Annotated in this window: 14 protein-coding genes; 10 read left to right on the top strand and 4 right to left on the bottom strand. The window is 52.1% G+C overall.

Annotated elements, in window-relative coordinates:
* Positions 1-227 precede the first annotated feature (227 nt).
* Together GN242_RS00975 and GN242_RS00970 are read left to right on the top strand one after the other, a co-directional pair.
* Positions 228-1,052 (top strand): CPBP family intramembrane glutamic endopeptidase, encoded by an 825-nt coding sequence (locus tag GN242_RS00975; RefSeq protein WP_154753437.1) that lies wholly within the window; start codon positions 228-230, stop codon positions 1,050-1,052.
* A gap of 94 nt (positions 1,053-1,146) precedes the next feature.
* Positions 1,147-1,989 carry a 23S rRNA (adenine(2030)-N(6))-methyltransferase RlmJ gene (locus GN242_RS00970; RefSeq protein ID WP_154753436.1) on the top strand — a complete coding sequence of 281 codons (843 nt, stop codon included), beginning with the start codon at positions 1,147-1,149 and terminating at the stop codon, positions 1,987-1,989.
* Positions 1,990-2,042: 53 nt separating this feature from the next.
* Here GN242_RS00970 and rnz read toward each other — a convergent pair whose 3' ends face one another.
* Positions 2,043-2,957, bottom strand: coding sequence for a ribonuclease Z (rnz, locus tag GN242_RS00965; RefSeq protein WP_154753435.1), 915 nt, complete (start codon positions 2,955-2,957; stop codon positions 2,043-2,045).
* A gap of 227 nt (positions 2,958-3,184) precedes the next feature.
* Here rnz and GN242_RS00960 point away from each other — a divergent pair, with 227 nt between their 5' ends.
* The 5 genes from GN242_RS00960 (at position 3,185) to gorA (ending at position 7,223) form a co-directional block, all read left to right on the top strand.
* Positions 3,185-3,466: a DUF3289 family protein gene (locus GN242_RS00960; protein ID WP_156286773.1), complete on the top strand. Its 282-nt coding sequence runs from the start codon at positions 3,185-3,187 to the stop codon at positions 3,464-3,466.
* Positions 3,450-3,947, top strand: a complete 498-nt coding sequence (locus GN242_RS00955; protein WP_154753433.1) for a DUF943 family protein — start codon at positions 3,450-3,452, stop codon at positions 3,945-3,947. The genes GN242_RS00960 and GN242_RS00955 overlap by 17 nt, the downstream gene beginning before the upstream one ends.
* A gap of 412 nt (positions 3,948-4,359) precedes the next feature.
* Positions 4,360-5,208, top strand: coding sequence for a DUF3289 family protein (locus GN242_RS00950; protein ID WP_156286772.1), 849 nt, complete (start codon positions 4,360-4,362; stop codon positions 5,206-5,208).
* A complete protein-coding gene (locus GN242_RS00945) occupies positions 5,192-5,686 on the top strand; it encodes a DUF943 family protein (protein WP_156286771.1) in 495 nt (164 codons plus the stop codon). Before GN242_RS00950 ends, GN242_RS00945 begins: the two co-directional genes overlap by 17 nt.
* A gap of 184 nt (positions 5,687-5,870) precedes the next feature.
* Positions 5,871-7,223 (top strand): glutathione-disulfide reductase, encoded by a 1,353-nt coding sequence (gene gorA / locus GN242_RS00940; protein WP_154753432.1) that lies wholly within the window; start codon positions 5,871-5,873, stop codon positions 7,221-7,223.
* Between the two features lie 86 nt (positions 7,224-7,309).
* Here gorA and GN242_RS00935 read toward each other — a convergent pair whose 3' ends face one another.
* Entirely contained in the window at positions 7,310-8,362 is a 1,053-nt protein-coding gene (locus GN242_RS00935; protein ID WP_309547424.1) for a LacI family DNA-binding transcriptional regulator, read from the bottom strand.
* A 495-nt stretch (positions 8,363-8,857) separates the two neighbouring features.
* Between GN242_RS00935 and GN242_RS00930 the strand changes: the two genes are divergently transcribed.
* The 3 genes from GN242_RS00930 to GN242_RS00920 all read left to right on the top strand — a co-directional run bounded on the left by GN242_RS00930 (position 8,858) and on the right by GN242_RS00920 (position 15,267).
* On the top strand, positions 8,858-11,209 hold the full coding sequence (locus tag GN242_RS00930; protein ID WP_154753430.1) for a membrane-bound PQQ-dependent dehydrogenase, glucose/quinate/shikimate family: 2,352 nt from the start codon (positions 8,858-8,860) through the stop codon (positions 11,207-11,209).
* 144 nt (positions 11,210-11,353) lie between these two features.
* Positions 11,354-13,561: a hypothetical protein gene (locus GN242_RS00925; RefSeq protein ID WP_156286770.1), complete on the top strand. Its 2,208-nt coding sequence runs from the start codon at positions 11,354-11,356 to the stop codon at positions 13,559-13,561.
* Positions 13,561-15,267 (top strand): LeoA/HP0731 family dynamin-like GTPase, encoded by a 1,707-nt coding sequence (locus tag GN242_RS00920; RefSeq protein WP_154753428.1) that lies wholly within the window; start codon positions 13,561-13,563, stop codon positions 15,265-15,267. The genes GN242_RS00925 and GN242_RS00920 overlap by 1 nt, the downstream gene beginning before the upstream one ends.
* 54 nt (positions 15,268-15,321) lie before the next feature.
* On the opposite strand, the gene GN242_RS00915 is transcribed toward GN242_RS00920, so the two are convergent.
* Positions 15,322-17,190, bottom strand: a complete 1,869-nt coding sequence (locus GN242_RS00915) for an amidohydrolase (RefSeq protein ID WP_156286769.1) — start codon at positions 17,188-17,190, stop codon at positions 15,322-15,324.
* The gene (locus tag GN242_RS00910; RefSeq protein WP_156288167.1) at positions 17,183-17,767 is read right to left on the bottom strand and encodes an antibiotic biosynthesis monooxygenase; all 585 of its coding nucleotides are present in this window, start codon (positions 17,765-17,767) and stop codon (positions 17,183-17,185) included. The genes GN242_RS00915 and GN242_RS00910 overlap by 8 nt, the downstream gene beginning before the upstream one ends.
* Positions 17,768-17,874 lie beyond the last annotated feature (107 nt).

Raw genomic sequence — 17,874 nt, 5'->3', positions numbered from 1 at the left:
AGCGCAGTCCTTTAATCGTTGTATGGGGCGCGTTGTCACGCACGATCTTTTTAACATGAGGGTAAGTGTAGTGAAAATCAATGGGCCAGCCTATCAGCAACGGCTTTCTCCCGGCGCAGCACACTATTTTCTCCGCACTTTACGCATTGCCACTCCCATGTGGTCGTTGCATACTCCTCACCGCTTTCATACATCGTATTACTCCGTTACAAACAGGGAGTTTATTTATGTGGTATACGCTGGCGGCCTCATTACTCTTTCTGCCTTTTTATCTGCGAAGTTCGCTGATATTGCTGGCTGTCGCTCTGGGCCTGGCGATATTTAATCAGACGCTGCTGCCGCCGGGCATGATTGCACTGAGTATCATTGGGATTGTCGCTCTCTGCTGCGGGATGCAAAAAAAAACCCACGCATTTTCTCTGCCGGGTGAAATTATTCTGGTATTTAGCGCTGTAGCGCTGATGCTGCATATGATTCCGGGGTTTAATAATCTCATCATTGTTTCCGGCGAACAGGCCGGGCCAGAGAGCGCCCCCTTTACCTTTTACTACAACATCGATAAAGCACTGATCCCCTTTCTGTTACTTGCCTGCCTTCCCACGCTGCTAAAACGTCAGGCAAAGCCTCCGGCTAATTCGTTATGGTGGCTGATTCTGCTGATGTCGATGCCGCTGCTATTACTGCTCGCCACCCTCGCTGGCGGCATAAAAGTGGAGCCGCACCTGCCAGACTGGCTGGGATCATTTATGCTGGCAAACCTGTTTTTTGTTTGTCTGGCAGAAGAAGCGCTGTTTCGCGGCTATATTCAGCAGCGTTTAAGCCTGCTGTTGGGGGATAAACAGGCACTGCTGATTGCTTCACTGCTGTTTGGCCTGGTTCATTTTTCTGGCGGAGTACTGCTGGTGCTGTTCGCCACGCTGGCCGGGCTGATCTATGGGCTGGCCTGGCTATGGAGCGGGCGTTTGTGGGTAGCGGCGCTGGTACATTTTGCCTTTAATATGCTGCACCTGCTGCTGTTTACCTATCCGTTCTGGCAGCATATCCCGACCTGAACGCGCTTTTTTAACCCATTTTCGCTATAATGACCGCAACCTGTGCCGCCCGATGGCGGCATGCTCGCATTTACCATCCGGATTATCCCAATACATGCTCAGTTATCGCCACAGCTTCCATGCCGGCAACCATGCCGACGTTCTCAAACATACCGTGCAGAGCCTGATTATCAGCGCGTTAAATGAGAAGGAAAAACCTTATCTCTATCTTGATACCCATGCGGGTGCCGGGCGTTACCTGTTAAGCGGTGAGCATGCGGAGCGTACCGGAGAATACCTTGAAGGGATTGCACGTATCTGGCAGCAGGATGACCTGCCGGAAGAGCTGGCACCCTACATTAGCGTGGTGAAGAACTACAATCCGGGCGGGAAACTGCGTTACTACCCGGGTTCACCGCTGATTGCCCGCCATCTGCTGCGCGAAGATGATCAGCTACAGCTGACCGAGCTGCACTCCAGCGACTTCCCGATGCTGCGTAATGAGTTTCAAAAAGATACTCGTGCACGCCTGGCCCGTGCCGACGGCTATCAGCAGCTGAAGTCCAAGCTGCCGCCGCCGTCACGCCGTGGTCTGATCCTGATTGATCCACCGTACGAAATGAAAAGCGACTACCAGGCAGTGGTTCAGGGAATTCAGGAAGGTTACAAACGCTTCGGCACCGGGATCTTCGCCCTGTGGTATCCGGTTGTGCTGCGTCAGCAGATTAAGCGTATGTTTAACGAGCTACAGGCCACCGGCATCCGCCGTATCCTGCAAATTGAGCTGGGCGTACGCCCGGACAGCGACCGTTTTGGTATGACCGCCTCCGGTATGATTGTGATTAATCCGCCGTGGAAACTGGAGCAGCAGATGAAAAATGTGCTGCCGTGGCTGGAAAAAGTACTGGTGCCATCGGGTACCGGCTACCACAAAGTCAGCTGGATAGTGCCGGAATAACGCTGTCACCTGAGGGTCGGGCATGCCCGACCCTGCCCCCCCCTCGCCCGGCTTTACAGGTTAAATACCGCGAAATCGTGAGCCATCTCGGTGTGCGGAAATATCGCCTGGCACTCCTTGAGCAGCCGCTCACAGTCAGCCCGCAGATAGCGCGAGCTGAGATGCGTTATAATCAGCCGCTTCGCCCCGCTCTCCTGCGCCACTTTCGCCGCCTGTGCCGTGGTTGAATGGCCGCGACTATTCGCTTTCTCTTCCATCGCCACTTCCAGCGTCGCTTCGTGCACCATTACATCCACCCCTGCCGCCAGTTCCGTTGCCCGTTCCGTCGGCGCAGTATCGCCAAAGATCGCAAGGCTGCGGCCTGGGATCTTATCGCCCACGTAATCCCAGCCGTTAATCACCCGGCCATCGTCCAGCGTCACGCTACGCCCATGCTTCAGGTCGTAAAAATAGGGCCCGGCAGGGACGTTGTCTGCCGCCAGTTTTTCGGCATTCAGCGCACCGGGTTTGTCATGTTCGTCAATGCGGTATCCGTAGCACTCCACCGGGTGGGTCAGCGGATAGGCTGTAACGCGGAACTGTTCATCGTTACACACTTCACCAGCGGTAATTTCCACAATCTCCAGTGGGAAGGTCAGCCATGAACCGCTGAGGCTGATTGCAGTTTCTACAAAAGTTTTAATACCCGCTGGCCCGTATAGCGTCAGCGGATCGCCGGAGCCATTCATTGATCGGCTGGTTAACAGCCCCGGCAGGCCGAAGATATGATCGCCATGCAGATGGGTAATAAAGATCTTCTCGATCTTACCCGGCTTGATCGGAGTGCGCAGGATCTGGTGCTGAGTACCTTCACCACAGTCAAACAACCAGGTGGCATTGCGGACACCCTGCAAATCCAGCACGATGCTGGTGACGTTACGTTCACGGCTGGGCGTTCCGGCGCCGGTGCCTAAAAACTGCAATTGCATAATCCACAGACTCCCTCAGTTATTATTCTGCTGACTTAGCCAACTTCACTGTTTCCAAGTCTAACGCAAAACGAGCCGGTTCCCCGTGCTGTTAATCACTCCCCTCCTATGAATTTCTGTTGCGCTACACATGCGAAAAAATCCATTTATGACCACGACGTTTACAAAAGCACCTGCCGATGCTTATTATTCATTCTGTGGAAATATATGGATAAGGAGATTCTATTATGGCCAGACTACAATATCCCTGCGTTTTATTTCAATCTCAACGGCGAATGGATGACTACAACTCCCGCGATATGCAATATGGTGATTTAACCGCACAACAGCTGAAAACACATTTTGACCTGGACATTTATGATATTTCAAAACTTAAATTTAAACAGTTTCACTTTTCCCGCATCTGGTTTTTATTACAACGGTATAATAAATTTGGTTTTAAACCCTTTATAACTAATATGGAAGTAACAGTTGAAGCAAATGGAGCTCGTAATGAAAATGAAATATAAAATAATGATTTTCGTGCTTATTTTTACAGGCAGTGCGCTAATATTTCACTTCTACTTGCTATCGCTACGCCCGGTTGAGATTATTGCGGTTCATCACAGAAGCAGTAATTACGTCTCTGTGCTGGTAAGAAGCTTTCCGTATACCGACAGGGGGAAAATAAACTGGTGGCGAAAAAATGAAAAAATGCTTAGGGAGAAATATAGCATTCCCTCCCCCGGAAAAGATGGATCATTTAGCGTAACATTCTGGTTATTCGGTGATGGCTATAAAGAGCTGGATAAATATGACAGACTCTGTTTTGAGGATATGAAAACCGAGAAAAACTGCATTGAGAAAGACGTTGTTTTCTCTGTTGATAATAGTAAAAATATGGGAATGATGTTCCGGGCATATGATGGCACCTATCGTTTGCAAAAAAACGGCAAGATTGTGAAATATGTCGATAACTATAAGGTCAGGGGTGTTTATCCTCCAGATTAAGCAGCACCGAACTCATTCGCTTTGTGCCTGCTAAATAAGGTAAACCTTAAACAGAACAGGCACAGTATGCGCTCTTTGCCTCCCCCCTATCACAACCATAGACGCAAACTTTGCGGGTTTTACCCTTGAAGCGTTACACTCTATGCCAACTGATTTTACTCACTGACTTAACCGAAAAATTTTATAATCCACAGACTCCCTCAGTTATTATTCCGCTGACTTAGCCAACTTCACTGTTTCCAGGTCTAACACAAAACGAGCCGGATCCCCGTGCTGTTAATCACTCCCCTCCTATGAATTTCTGTTGCGCTACACATGCGAAAAAATCCATTTATGACCACGACGTTTACAAAAGCACCTGCCGATGCTTATTATTCATCCTGTGGAAATATATGGATAAGGAGATTCTATTATGGCCAGACTACAATATCCCTGCGTTTTATTTCAATCTCAACGGCGAATGGATGACTACAACTCCCGCGATATGCAATATGGTGATTTAACCGCACAACAGCTGAAAACACATTTTGGTCTACGATATATCTCTGACCAGGTGGATCCTTATACTCTGACAAAAACTTCCGCACTCAATCGTCCACAGTCTATGTTCAGTGGTTCACGGGTTACCAGTACGAAAATTACCGTGCAAGAGTGTGCCCAAATTCTCTTCGATGAATTCCGCGATCTATCCCGCGTATTCTCTATTTATGGCCCTTACCGCCACGAGATCGGAAAGATGATCAACCATATGCAGCACGGTAACGGTACGGCATATAGCAGCGCACAGCTGAACATGGCGTTGAAAGAGCATGTTCTTCGTGACACAACGGAAAACAGCACACTATTGGGCATAAAAAAAGTCCTGGGTGATAAAATAGATTGGGGTAAAAGCATCTATCCCGCACACGAAAAAGATGAATTTAGAAAAGAAATATCGTTCGGAAAACTTCCTAAATTTGATAGATTCCAGGATAAATTAAACGGCATGAGCATCACCGTGCACGATACCTGGGCGACACATATTACCCTTAAATCCTTACAAGTTGAGGGCGACCGTTACCGTGCTTTTGTTCATTACAAGGTACAGGATCACTTTGGCCTGGACATTCATGATATTTCAAAATTTAAATTTAAACAGTTTCACTTTTTCCGCATCTGGTTTTTATTACAACGGTATAATAAATTTGGTTTTAAACCCTTTATAACCAATATGGAAGCAACAGTTGAAGTAAATGGAGATCGTAATGAAACTGAAATATAAGATAACGATTTTCGTGCTTATTTTTACAGGCAGTGCGCTAATACTTTATTTCTACTTGCTATCGCTACGCCCGGTTGAGATTGTTGCTGTTCACAGAGATGATAATTACAGCTCTGTGCTGGTAAGGAGCTTCCCTTTTACCGACAGGGGGAAAATAAACTGGTGGCGAAAAAATGAAAAAATGCTCAGGGAAAAATATAGCGTTCCCTCTCCCGGGAAAGATGGATCATTTAGCGTGACATTCTGGCTATTCGGCGATGGCTATAAAGAGCTGGATAAGTATGACAGGCTCTGCTTTATGGAGATGAAAACCAGAAAAAATTGTATTGAGAAGGACGCGACTTTCTCTGTCAGTAGCAGCAAAAATATGGGAATGATGTTCCGGGCATATGATGGCACCTATCGTTTGCAAAAAAACGGCAAGATTGTGAAATATGTCGATGACTATAAGGTCAGGGGTGTTTATCCTCCAGATTAAGCAGCACCGAACTCATTCGCTTTGTGCCTGCTAACTAAGGTAAACCTTAAACAGAGCAGGCACAGTATGCGCTCTTTGCCTCCCCCCCTATCACAACCATAGACGCAAACTTTGCGGGTTTTACCCTTGAAGCGTTACACTCTATGCCAACTGATTTTACTCACTGACTTAACCGGAAGATTCGATGACCAGACATTATGACTACCTTGCCATCGGCGGCGGCAGCGGCGGTATCGCCTCCATTAACCGTGCGGCCATGTATGGCCAGAAATGTGCGCTGATCGAAGCGAAAGACCTCGGCGGCACCTGCGTTAACGTTGGCTGCGTACCGAAGAAAGTGATGTGGCATGCGGCGCAGATTGCCGAAGCCATCCATAACTATGGCCCCGACTATGGTTTTGATACCACTGTAAACCAGTTTAACTGGGACGTGCTGCTGAAAAACCGTAGTGCCTATATCGATCGCATCCACACCTCGTACGACAACGTGCTGGGAAAAAATAACGTCGACGTGATCAAAGGCTACGCCCGTTTCATTGACGCGCACACTGTTGAAGTTAATGGCGAAAAAATTACTGCCGACCATATTCTGATCGCTACCGGCGGCCGCCCAACCCAGCCAACCATTCCGGGTGCGGAATACGGTATTAACTCCGACGGCTTCTTTGAATTGCAGGCGTTGCCGAAACGCACCGCGGTTGTTGGCGCAGGCTATATCGCGGTAGAGATCGCGGGCGTACTCAATGCGCTGGGTTCTGAAACCCATCTTTTCGTGCGTAAACATGCGCCGCTGCGCAGCTTTGATCCGCTGATTGTCGACACGCTGGTTGAAGTGATGAATACCGAAGGGCCAACGCTGCACACCGAATCCATCCCGAAAGCTGTGGTCAAAAATGCTGACGGCAGCCTGACGCTACAGCTGGAAAATGGTAAAGAGCAGACCGTTGACTGCCTGGTGTGGGCAATTGGTCGTGAGCCAATGACCGATAACCTGAATCTGGAGGTTACCGGCGTTGCGCTGAACGAGAAAGGCTATATCAAGGTTGATAAGTTCCAGAATACTAACGTTAAAGGCATCTATGCCGTGGGCGACAATACCGGCGCAGTTGAGTTGACGCCAGTAGCGGTGGCCGCAGGCCGTCGTCTGTCCGAACGCCTGTTTAACAATAAGCCAGACGAGCATCTGGACTACAGCAACGTGCCAACCGTAGTGTTCAGCCATCCGCCAATCGGCACCGTGGGCCTGAGCGAGCCGGAAGCGCGTGAGAAGTTTGGTGATGACCAGGTGAAAGTGTACAAATCGGCCTTTACTGCCATGTACACCGCCGTCACTCAGCACCGTCAGCCGTGCCGTATGAAGCTGGTATGCGTCGGTGCCGATGAGAAAATCGTCGGTATTCACGGTATCGGTTACGGTATGGATGAGATGTTGCAGGGCTTCGCTGTGGCGCTGAAAATGGGTGCTACCAAGAAAGACTTCGACAACACCGTTGCTATCCATCCGACCGGTTCGGAAGAGTTTGTTACTATGCGCTAACCCCCACGGGACAAGCGAGATAAAAAAACCATGGTGTCATCACCATGGTTTTTTTTCGTCTGAAGCGCAACGGAATCGAAAACCGGTTAGCTACGGCTGGCACAGCCGCACTGGGCCATTTCTCCATGAACCTCACGGCTGAGATGCGAATGGCGGATCTTCAGTTCGCCTTTGCGCCATGCGCCCTCTTCATCGGCACGGTTATCGAGCAGACGATTCAACGCTTCGGCAATCTGTAAATCACAGCGCTGTGCCCAGGTGGTCAGGTTCCACATTGATGAGCTGGCTTCGCCCACGTCATCAAAACCCACCACGCCGATATGTGCACCCTCACCAAAATCACGGATCGCCTGCATGGCTCCAAACGCCAGCACATCGTTTTCACAGAACAACGCATCAATACGTTCGGAGGCCCAGGTATTTTTCAGATAGGTCATCATCGTCTGATAGGCCATTTCACGATCGTAATGACCGGCAAACAGCACTTTATCCAGCGTCTTATTGGCTGCGTCGAGGCTGGCAACATAGCCTTCCATACGCATCAGGTGTGTTGAAGAGGTGTCCTGACCTTTCATATAGCCAAAGCGATGATAGCCCTGAGAGAGCAGCAAGCGCCCAAGCTCTTGACCTGCGGCATAGCCATCCACGCTTACCACTTCCACATCGGCGCTATCGGTACTGCGGCACACATGAATGCTGGGGATCTGATGCAGCTCCTCCATGGCGACAATCAGTTCGTCACTAAAAATGGTGGCGAGGAACAGCAGCGCATCCACCTGTAGCTGCCCGGCCATTTGCAGCACCGACTGGTAGTTAGCATCGGAGTCGACATTAAGCAGCAGCGCCATATAGCCACGCTCGTTCAGCTGCCGCGTGACCTCATTGAGCATTTTCAGCGTATGCGGATTGGTAAACTCATCGGTCACCACGCCAATAATATTGGTTTTACGCTGTTTCAGGCTGCGCGCCAGCAGGTTTGGCCGGAAGCCAAGTTTTTTTGCCGCAGCCAGCACTTCTTCGCGCGCCAGCGGTGAAATCGATGCATCCGGTTTAAACGCACGCAGCACTGTCCATTTCGATACGCCGGCCAGCAGCGCAACATCGCTCGCCGTTGCTTTCTGCGTCTGTTTCTCTGTCACTCGGTTTTTCATGATTATTTAAGCAGTTGCGCTCCGGTAGCTGAACCTGTTGCCAACAGAATAGAGGAATCTCACTGTCCCCTAAAGCGCAGGGTGCCGGATGTGTGATTTTCCCCCTCTTTACATACTGATAATCTCTCGCTGCGCCAGCAATATGTTACATACATGTTTAATGTTGCTACCGTTGGCAATACGCTTTGCCAACGGTAGCAAGCTCAGGTAATATCTTTGCCGCTTCACTATCACCTCTCTAACCACATGTTTTTAAATGACTAAAAACGGCATTAGCCCGTTAGTTACTGTGGGTAATAACGAGAGGAGAAAGGAAAGCTACAGGGAAATGTTATCAAGACGTGGCAAAAAGGTGCACAGAGGTGCAAGGGACAGGCATCGCAAACACTTAACAAATATAACAATTTTGCAATTAATGTCGGGCAAGAGTCGATTCATCAATCGTCCTGAAAAGGAATCGTTCTGTATGGAAAATATCTCATCATGAAAAACAGTCGCAATATTCTGGTTGTTATTATCGGGATAGTCCTGGTTCTTCTGGGCTTATCTCTTGCAGGTGGCGGTGTCTACCTGATTACACTGGGTGGTTCATGGTTTTATCTCCCTGCTGGTCTGGCGATGGCCGCCACCGGTCTGGGATTAGCACGGAAAAATGGCTGGGCGCTGTATCTCGCCTGGGCATTGCTGATTGTCAGCCTGATTTGGGCCTTCAGCGAAGTCGGTACGGATTTCTGGCAGCTGGTGCCGCGTACCGTTACCTTCCTGGTGGTTGCACTGCTGGCTACACTGTGTGCTCCGGTACTGCGTAAGAAAGATCAGACCCGTGTTATCGGCTGCAAAGTGGCAGGCGGTTTCTCAGTGGTGCTGGCCATCGCTATCGTGGCAATTTTTGCCAATATGTTCCGTATTCATCCGGAAGTGGAAGCCAGCGGTGACAAAGCTGCCGTACTGGATGAAAAAGCCGCCGATGACAGCGGTAACGACTGGGCAGCCTATGGTCGTAATACCGGAGGCCAGCGCTTTGCTCAGTTCAATCAGATCAACACCAGCAACGTGAAAGATCTGAAGGTGGCCTGGACTTATCATACCGGCGATCTGGCGATTAACGGCTCCGAATATCAGGTAACGCCGCTGAAAGTCGGCAATACCATGTATCTGTGTACGCCGCTGAATAAAGTGATCGCCCTCGACCCGGTCACCGGGAAAGAGAAGTGGCGCTTCGACCCGAAAATTGAAGAAACCGAAGGCAACAAGCAGTGGAAACGCTGCCGTGGCGTCGCTTATACCGAACTCAGCGATGCGCCACAGGGTGCTAATAAACGCATCATCAGCACCACCGTTGATGGCCGCATCTTCTCGCTGGATGCCGAAACCGGCAAGCTGGATGAAAGCTTTGGCGACAATGGATTTGTTAACCTGCTGAACGGCCTTGGCCCGACGGCGCACGGTTCTTACTACCTGACCTCTGCACCACTGGTTGCCGACGGCGTGATTATGGTCGGCGGCAAGCTGAACGATAACCTGACCACCGGCGAAGCTTCCGGCGTGGTGCGCGGCTTTGATGCTCGCAGCGGAAAAATTCTGTGGGCATGGGATGCTTCACGCGGCGCGAAGGACAGCTCCCCGCTGCCGGAAGGCCAGACCTATGCAATTGAGACCCCGAACTTCTGGGGAACAGCGGCCTATGATGCGAAGCTCGGCATTGCCTACTTCCCTACCGGCAACCAGACTCCAGACTTCTGGACCGGCAACCGTCACCCGTACTCAGACGAATATAACGACTCCGTGGTCGCCGTTGAGCTGAAAACCGGTAAAGAGGTGTGGCACTTCCGCACTGCTAATCACGACCAGTTCGACTATGACGTCTCTTCCCAGCCGATCCTCTACGATATGCCAGGCAAAGACGGCACCACGACTCCGGTGCTGATCCAGCTGACCAAGCGCGGCCAGATCTTCGTACTGGATCGCCGTACCGGTAAACCGGTGATCCCGGTGGAATACCGCAAGGTCTCTACCGATGCGATGCCGGGTATGAAAGTAGCCGACACTCAGCCGTACTCAGCCATCTCCGTGGGTACTGCCGCACTGAAAGAGTCGGATATGTGGGGCGCTTCCATCTTCGATCAGCTTTACTGCCGCGTGCAGTTCAAAGAGATGCGCTGGGAGGGCGAATTCACTCCACTCTCTGATAAAAAACGTACCCTGATCTACCCTGGCTACTACGGCGGCTTTAACTGGGGCGGCGGTGCAATTGACCCGTCAACCGGTACGCTGATCGTTAACGACATCCGTATGGCGCAGTGGGGCAAATTCATCAAACGTGAAGAAGCCGAGCAGAAAGGGATGAAGGCGAGCACCGAAGGCGAATACTCCAAACAGCTGGGCACCCCGTGGGGGGTTGAGCGTTCGATGTTTATGTCACCGCTGGGCGTACCGTGCTTCAAGCCGCCATTTGGTTCGATGACCGCTATCGACCTTGCGACGGGTAAAACACGCTGGCAGATGCCGATGGGCAGCATTAAAGATGCGCCAATCAATGGTGTTGCACCTGGCCTTGATATCCCGCTGGGGATGCCAACCATGGGTGGCCCGCTGGTGACCAAAGGTGGGCTGACCTTCTTCCACGGCTCGCTCGATTACTTCGTGCGCGCACTGGATAACAATACGGGTAAAGAGTTGTGGCGTGGCCGTCTGCCGGTTGGTGGACAGGGCGCACCGATGACCTATATCGCAGAAGATGGTAAACAGTATGTGGTCGTCGTGGCGGGCGGTGCAACGCGTACCGGCACCAACGACAACCGCGGTGACGATGTGATTGCTTACGCTCTGCCGTAACGCTTATCTATTCTGCATACTGCACGACCAACATGGGCCAGCAATTGCTGGCCTTATTTTTCATCAAAACCACGAAACTGATTAAAGAAAAGAGACTATCGAACCGTTAATATTGCCATCTGCTAAATAATTCAGGTTATGTTGATGACAATGGATGCCACCATTCCCAATCAGATTTATCAAAATATTGTCCGTGAAGTAGACTCTCTGTTAACGGTTCTGGCCAGCGGAACCCGTGATGAATCCCTCACCCAGGCCACTGCGCAGGCAGTAAAAATCCTCGAAAAATTTCGTCACGAGCTGGATCACGATATCGCCAGCCTGCAAAACAATGCCGAATGGGATGAGTTCACAATCGCCTTTTACGGCGAAACCAATGCGGGTAAATCAACGCTGATTGAAACATTACGCATCTTGCTCAATGAACCGACCAAGCAGAAACAGCGACAGCAGTTTACCGCGTTTCGCCAGCAGCACAGCCTGGCTCCGGAACAGATCGACGCCCTGCACGCGACGGTACAAAACTGTGAAGCAACCCTGACGCGTTTCAACAGTGCACTGGTGCAGTTACAAGAAGACTTTAACCAGCAGAATGCGGCCTTACAGCAACAAATCCAGCAGCTGACCGACGAGCTGGCAGCGAAGAGAAGCAGTGCATCACTGTGGCAGCGCCTGATCGGCCTGTTAATTAAAAGCCCGGAAAAAATCGCCATCCTCCAGCTGAAAGCGCAGCAGGCAGCGGCAACGGCTGGGCATTCCCAATCCACCAGCGCACTGCTGATGCAGAAAGCCGCGGCAGAACAGCAGCATAGCGCCGCCCTGCAACAGCAGTCTGCCTTGCAGGAGCAGCTGACGGCGCTTTCGCAGCTTGCTGATGGGCAGATTATTGGTGATGGTCGATCGGACTTTACCCTGGATACCCAGAGCTATCATTTTGAATCAGAAGGGCAACGCTTTGCTCTGCTCGACGTTCCCGGCATTGAAGGCAAAGAGGAAAAGGTCAGCACACAAATCACCAATGCAGTACAAAAAGCCCATGCGGTGTTTTACCTGACCAGCAAAGCCACCGCGCCACAGAAAGGGGATGCGCAGAATAGCGGAACATTAGAAAAGATAAAGGCACATCTCGGTGCGCAGACCGAAGTCTGGGCAGTTTACAACAAGCGTATTACTAACCCGATGCAGTTAACCAGAGGCAGTCTGGTCAGCGATGATGAGAGCGAAAGCCTGCGCGATCTTGATGATAAAATGCGCGAGCAGCTGGGCGAACACTATCGCCAGTCGTATACCTTAAGCGCCCAGCCGGCCTTCCTGGCGCTGGCGGATCATCTTGCTCCCGGATCGAAACTGGCGCAGGATCGCGAAAAATTCCTGCAAAAAATTCCGGCCGCCGACATTCTGCTTAAAAGTCGTCTGACCGATTTCCACCATCTGCTGACCAAAGAGCTGGTGCGGGACAGCAAGGCAAAAATTGCCCATTCCAACCTGAATAAAGCGGTACAGAGCGTTAATACGATTGTCCGCCAGGTAAAAGAGCTACAGCAGAAATCCTTCGGACAGCTGCAAAAAGATCTGGATGCTGGCGCGGAAAGTGCCCGCTATCAGCTGGATAATGCGCTGGCCGGATTACGCGCCCGGCTGGCGTCCTGTGGCGAAACCGCCGTCGATGAGTTCAAAAGCACGGTGCGCAGCAAAATCTATCGCACCATTGAGGATGACATCAGCAACGATCGCTTTAAATCTGAGCTACGTGAACAGTTGGAAGAGGGCGTTGCCCGGCTACAGACGTCGCTGCCGGAAAAAATGCAGCGAGAGACGAAGTACTTCCAGGATGAGATTGCCGATGTTATCCGGCACCACCAGCAGCAAACCCTGGAGCTGATGGCCGCAACGGATAAATTTGGTACCGAGCGTTTTAATATCAATTTCGACCTGAAATTTAAGATTGATAGCGGTCTGAAAGTAGGTGGTTTGATTGGCACGGCCATCGGCGGTGCGCTGATGTTCTGGAATCCGGCTGGCTGGCTGCTGCTCGCTCCGGCCCTGGCAAGCCTGGTGTTCTCATTTGCGAAAGCGCTATGGGGAGCACTCAACGCCAAATTCAAAATGTCGCAGCAGCGTAAATCCGCCGACGAAAACCTGAACAGAATCGCGGGCAACCTGCGCTCATCGCTCTACTCCAGCATCGACAAGATTTTCCCGGAGCTGGAAAACACCATCAAACAGCTGCAAAGCGACGTGCAACAGCCGGTTGAGCAGGTGAAGCACATTAACCGTATGCTGCTTAACGCGACCAAAAAACTCACCACCCTTTCTGACAATATTGAAACTGAAGCCCGGGGAGCCCGCTAATGGAAAAGACACTCGACGTTTTTAAAAGCCAGCAGTCACGCGTAGTTGCCGTGCTGGAGGAGCTTTCTGCATTTCTTCAGCAGGGGGAGAGCTTTGGTATTCAGATCGACCCTCACCTGCGCGATAAGCTGGCGACCGCAATCGCCGGAGCCGGCAACGAGAAGCTTAAAATCGCACTGATTGGCGGTTTTTCTGAAGGGAAAACCTCCATTGCTGCGGCCTGGATGGAGAAGCTGGACAAATCCAGCATGAATATCAGCCATCAGGAGTCCTCCAACGAGGTCAGGATTTATGACGTTGGAAATGACTATGTGCTGATCGACACCCCGGGGTTATTCGGCTTTAAAGAGCAGGTTAACGAAGACACCCACGCTATTGAAAAGTACAAAGACATCACCAAAAAATATGTCAGCGAAGCGCATCTGGTGCTGTATGTGATGAACTCCACCAATCCGGTAAAAGAGAGCCATAAAGAAGACCTGAACTGGCTGTTCCGGACTCTGGATCTGCTACCGCGCACGGTATTTGTGCTCAGTCGCTTTGATGAAGTCGTCGATGTTGAAGATGAGGAAGCTTACCGCGCGGCGCTGGCCATTAAACGCGATAACGTCACCGGGCGTCTGGAGAGTCTGATCGCCCTTAACGGTGCCGAGCGTGAAAATCTGTCGATTGTGGCCGTCGCTGCTAACCCGTTTGATATGGGCACAGAGCACTGGTTACAGAACCTGGAGTCGTTTAAAGCTCTGTCACATATCGACAGGTTACAGCAGGCAACCTCCGTGAAGATTAAACAGAACGGCGGCCCGCTGGCGCTGGTCGGTGAGATGAAAAAAAGTATTATCCGCGATGTTCTGAGCAAACAGCTGCCGGTAGCGATTGAGAATGATGAGAATATCGCTCAGGAGGTCAACGGCCTGGAGACGATGAGCCAGCGCGCAGGGCAACAGCTGGATGCCATCTCACGTCAGATCAGCACGGCACGGATCGCTCTGCGTGAGTTTATCAGCCGCTATTTCACCGACCTGATCCTGCAAACCCGCGGCCTGAGCATGGAGACTTTCAATGATTTCTTTGAGCGTGAAGTGGGTTCTGAAGGCTGCATAGTTGCCGCGCGCCTGCAAAATGAGTTCGATCGCCAGCTCCAGTCGGTCACTCTGGCCATCGACAAGATGCAGACGGGATTTAACGCTGATGTAAATCACTTTAACAATGCCCTGATGAGCTATGGCCGCCAGGGCATCAGCTACGTGGTGAAAAGCAATATGATCACTAACACCACGGTGCTCGCCGCCCGTAATGGCATTGTGAGCGTGGCTAAAACCGTGGGAGTGGATCTCAGCAAGCTGCTGAAGTTCAAACCATGGGGTGCGGTAAATCTGGCGAAAGGCGTTAACGGGGCGCTGGCTTTTGTCAGCCTCGGGATGGAACTGTGGGATAGCTGGAGCCAGATCCAAAAAGAGCAGGAGTTTGCCAAAGCGCTCGACACCATGGTGAAAAACTTTGAGGCCCAGCGTGAACACTGGCTGAAGTCGATCGACAGCGAGAGCTTCGTTACCGACTTCTTCAATAACTACATCGTGCTGCATGAAAAGGTGGTCAATCTGCAACAGAGCGTGAGCGAAGGGCGCGCACGCCAGCAGCAGTTTAAAGAGTGGCGGAAAAAAGCTGAAGCCATCGATGCAGAATTTACCGTGTTAAGTCACTAACCGGTAAACCTTCCGGCCCCCGAAGTGCTGCTTTCGGGAGCCGGTTTTCAGAACTCAGAACGCGAAGCAGGAACAGCCCAACGCGCCCCAGAATGCATTGTCATCCGATACCGGTACGCTGGAACGGCGCGCTACGTCATGCGAGTGGCTGTGCACGCCACAGGGGCCGCTACACTGGTGCGGCTGTGAGGCAAAAGCAACGCGGCCGTTCGCCAGCGGTGGTGCACTGCGGTAGTGGCCTGGCGTGGTTACCACCGGCGACCATTCTGGCAGTACCGGCACCGGCGGCGGTGATAGCGGGCTAAAGCTCCCGGCAGCGTACACCACATCGCCATTGACCACGGTGAGCACTGACTCAATGCCTTTGATTGCCTCTTCGTGTACGCTGAAATAGTCCTGCGAGAGAACGGCAAGATCCGCCAGCTGACCCACTTTTATCTGCCCTTTTTTCCCCTGTTCGCTGGAGAACCAGGCGCTACCCTGCGTCCACAGCATCAGCGCCGTGTCACGATCCAGACGTGCATTAGCATCATACATCGCCATGCCGCCGACGGTGCGCCCGGACACCAGCCAGTACAGCGCCGTCCACGGGTTATAGCTGGCAACGCGGGTGGCGTCAGTGCCCAGACCAACCGGTACGCCGGCCTCCAGCATTTTCGCCACCGGCGGCGTCTGCTTCACCGCTTCATGGCCGTAGCGTTCGGCGAAATATTCCCCCTGAAACGCCATCCGATGCTGTACCGCGATTCCGCCGCCCAGCGCTTTCACACGCTCAATATTGGCCTCAGTAATGGTCTCCGCATGGTCGAAAATCCAGTGCAGACCGTTAAACGGGATCTCACGGTTAACCTTCTCGAACACGTTCAGCATGCGGCTGATGGACTCGTTATAGGTCGCATGCAGACGGAAAGGCCAGCGGTGCTCTACCAGATGGCGCACCACCCGCTCCAGCTCATCTTCCATACCGGGAGCCAGATCCGGGCGCGGCTCCAGGAAGTCCTCAAAGTCAGCGGCAGAAAAAACCAGCATCTCTCCGGCCCCGTTGTGGCGATAAAAATCCGTGCCCTGCCCCGGTTTCAGCATATCAGTCCAGCGCTCGAAATCTTCCAGTTCATGGCCCGGACGCTGGGTAAACAGGTTGTAGGCGATACGCACCGTCAGCTGCTTTTTCTCGTGCAGTTCGCTGATCACCTCGTAGTCATCCGGATAGTTCTGGAAACCGCCACCCGCATCAATGGCGCTGGTCAGCCCGAGGCGATTCAGCTCACGCATAAACTGGCGGGTGGAGTTCACCTGCTGTTCCAGCGGCAGCTTTGGCCCTTTCGCCAGCGTGGAGTAAAGCAGCATCGCGTTGGGGCGGGCAATCAGCATCCCGGTGGGGTTGCCGTTACCGTCGCGCTGAATCTCGCCCCCCGGCGGATTGGGCGTATCGCGGGTATAGCCCACCACGCGGAGTGCTGCGCGGTTAAGCAGTGCGCGATCGTAGAGGTGAAGGATAAATACCGGCGTATCCGGTGCCGCTTCATTGATTTCATCCAGCGTTGGCATACGGCGTTCGGCAAACTGGAACTCATTCCAGCCGCCCACCACACGCACCCACTGCGGATTTGGTGTACGCAGCGCCTGCTCTTTCAGCATGCGCAGAGCATCCGCCAGCGACGGTACCCCTTCCCAGCGCAGCTCAAGATTGTAATTCAGCCCGCCACGGATCAGATGCAGGTGCGAGTCATTCAGCCCGGGAATAGCGGTATGGCCTTTCAGATCCACCAGGCGGGTCTCATCGCCGGCAAACTGCATCACTTCTGCTTCACTACCTACCGCGAGGAACTTACCGTCTTTAATCGCTACCGCCGTTGCCAGCGGATTTTCACGGTCAACCGTATGGAATTTACCGTTGGTCAGAATCAATGAGGCACTATTCATCGTTACTCTCCGGGCTGGTTTTCCCGCTTGGGGACAGCCAGTTGTTTAATAAACGCGTTATCGCTGGCATCCACAGATACACCACCAGAGCGACCACGCAGGCATCGTTAAGAAAATGTCCCCACAGCGTTCCTTTACTGGCGGGCAGCAGCGCCCCCCAGAACCAGGGAACCAGATTTGTGGAGGGAAAAATCACAGCCAGCGTTACCAGAAACTGCTTCCACCGCTTCGGTGTTACCCGTGCCGGATCCGCCGGGGTAAACCAGAATGCTGCGCCGGGTCGCATCTCAATATGCTCGCGCCCGGCCAGCAGCATGGCCAGTTCTGCTACGCGTTCTGCGCGCTGCGGAGAATTCAGCCACTGATAAAGATTATCCAGGTTGTCGAATCTCACCAGTATCGTCCAGGTCATTTCATCGTGTACCGGACGCAGCACATTGACGCCGAGATGGCCGGGGAACAGTGCTGCCTGCGGCATAATCGTTTCCAGCCAGCGTTGGTAATCCTCCTGCTTGCCTGGCAACAGGCGGTGCGTGATCACCAGGGTGATATGTTCAGGCTGATGGGGATAGTCCATCATTAACTCCAGGCTGCGATTCAGGTTGCGTTGACAGGGAAAACAATACGAAATAGCGGTGCTGCTTGATAACGGAAAGAATTTAGGTTGTTGTTAAACAAATTTTG

This window comes from Erwinia sorbitola (assembly GCF_009738185.1).
In the GTDB taxonomy this organism is placed as follows: Bacteria; Pseudomonadota; Gammaproteobacteria; order Enterobacterales; family Enterobacteriaceae; genus Erwinia; species Erwinia sorbitola.
The sequence above is the reverse complement of the archived record's forward strand: the minus strand, read 5'-3'. Positions and strand labels throughout refer to the sequence as shown.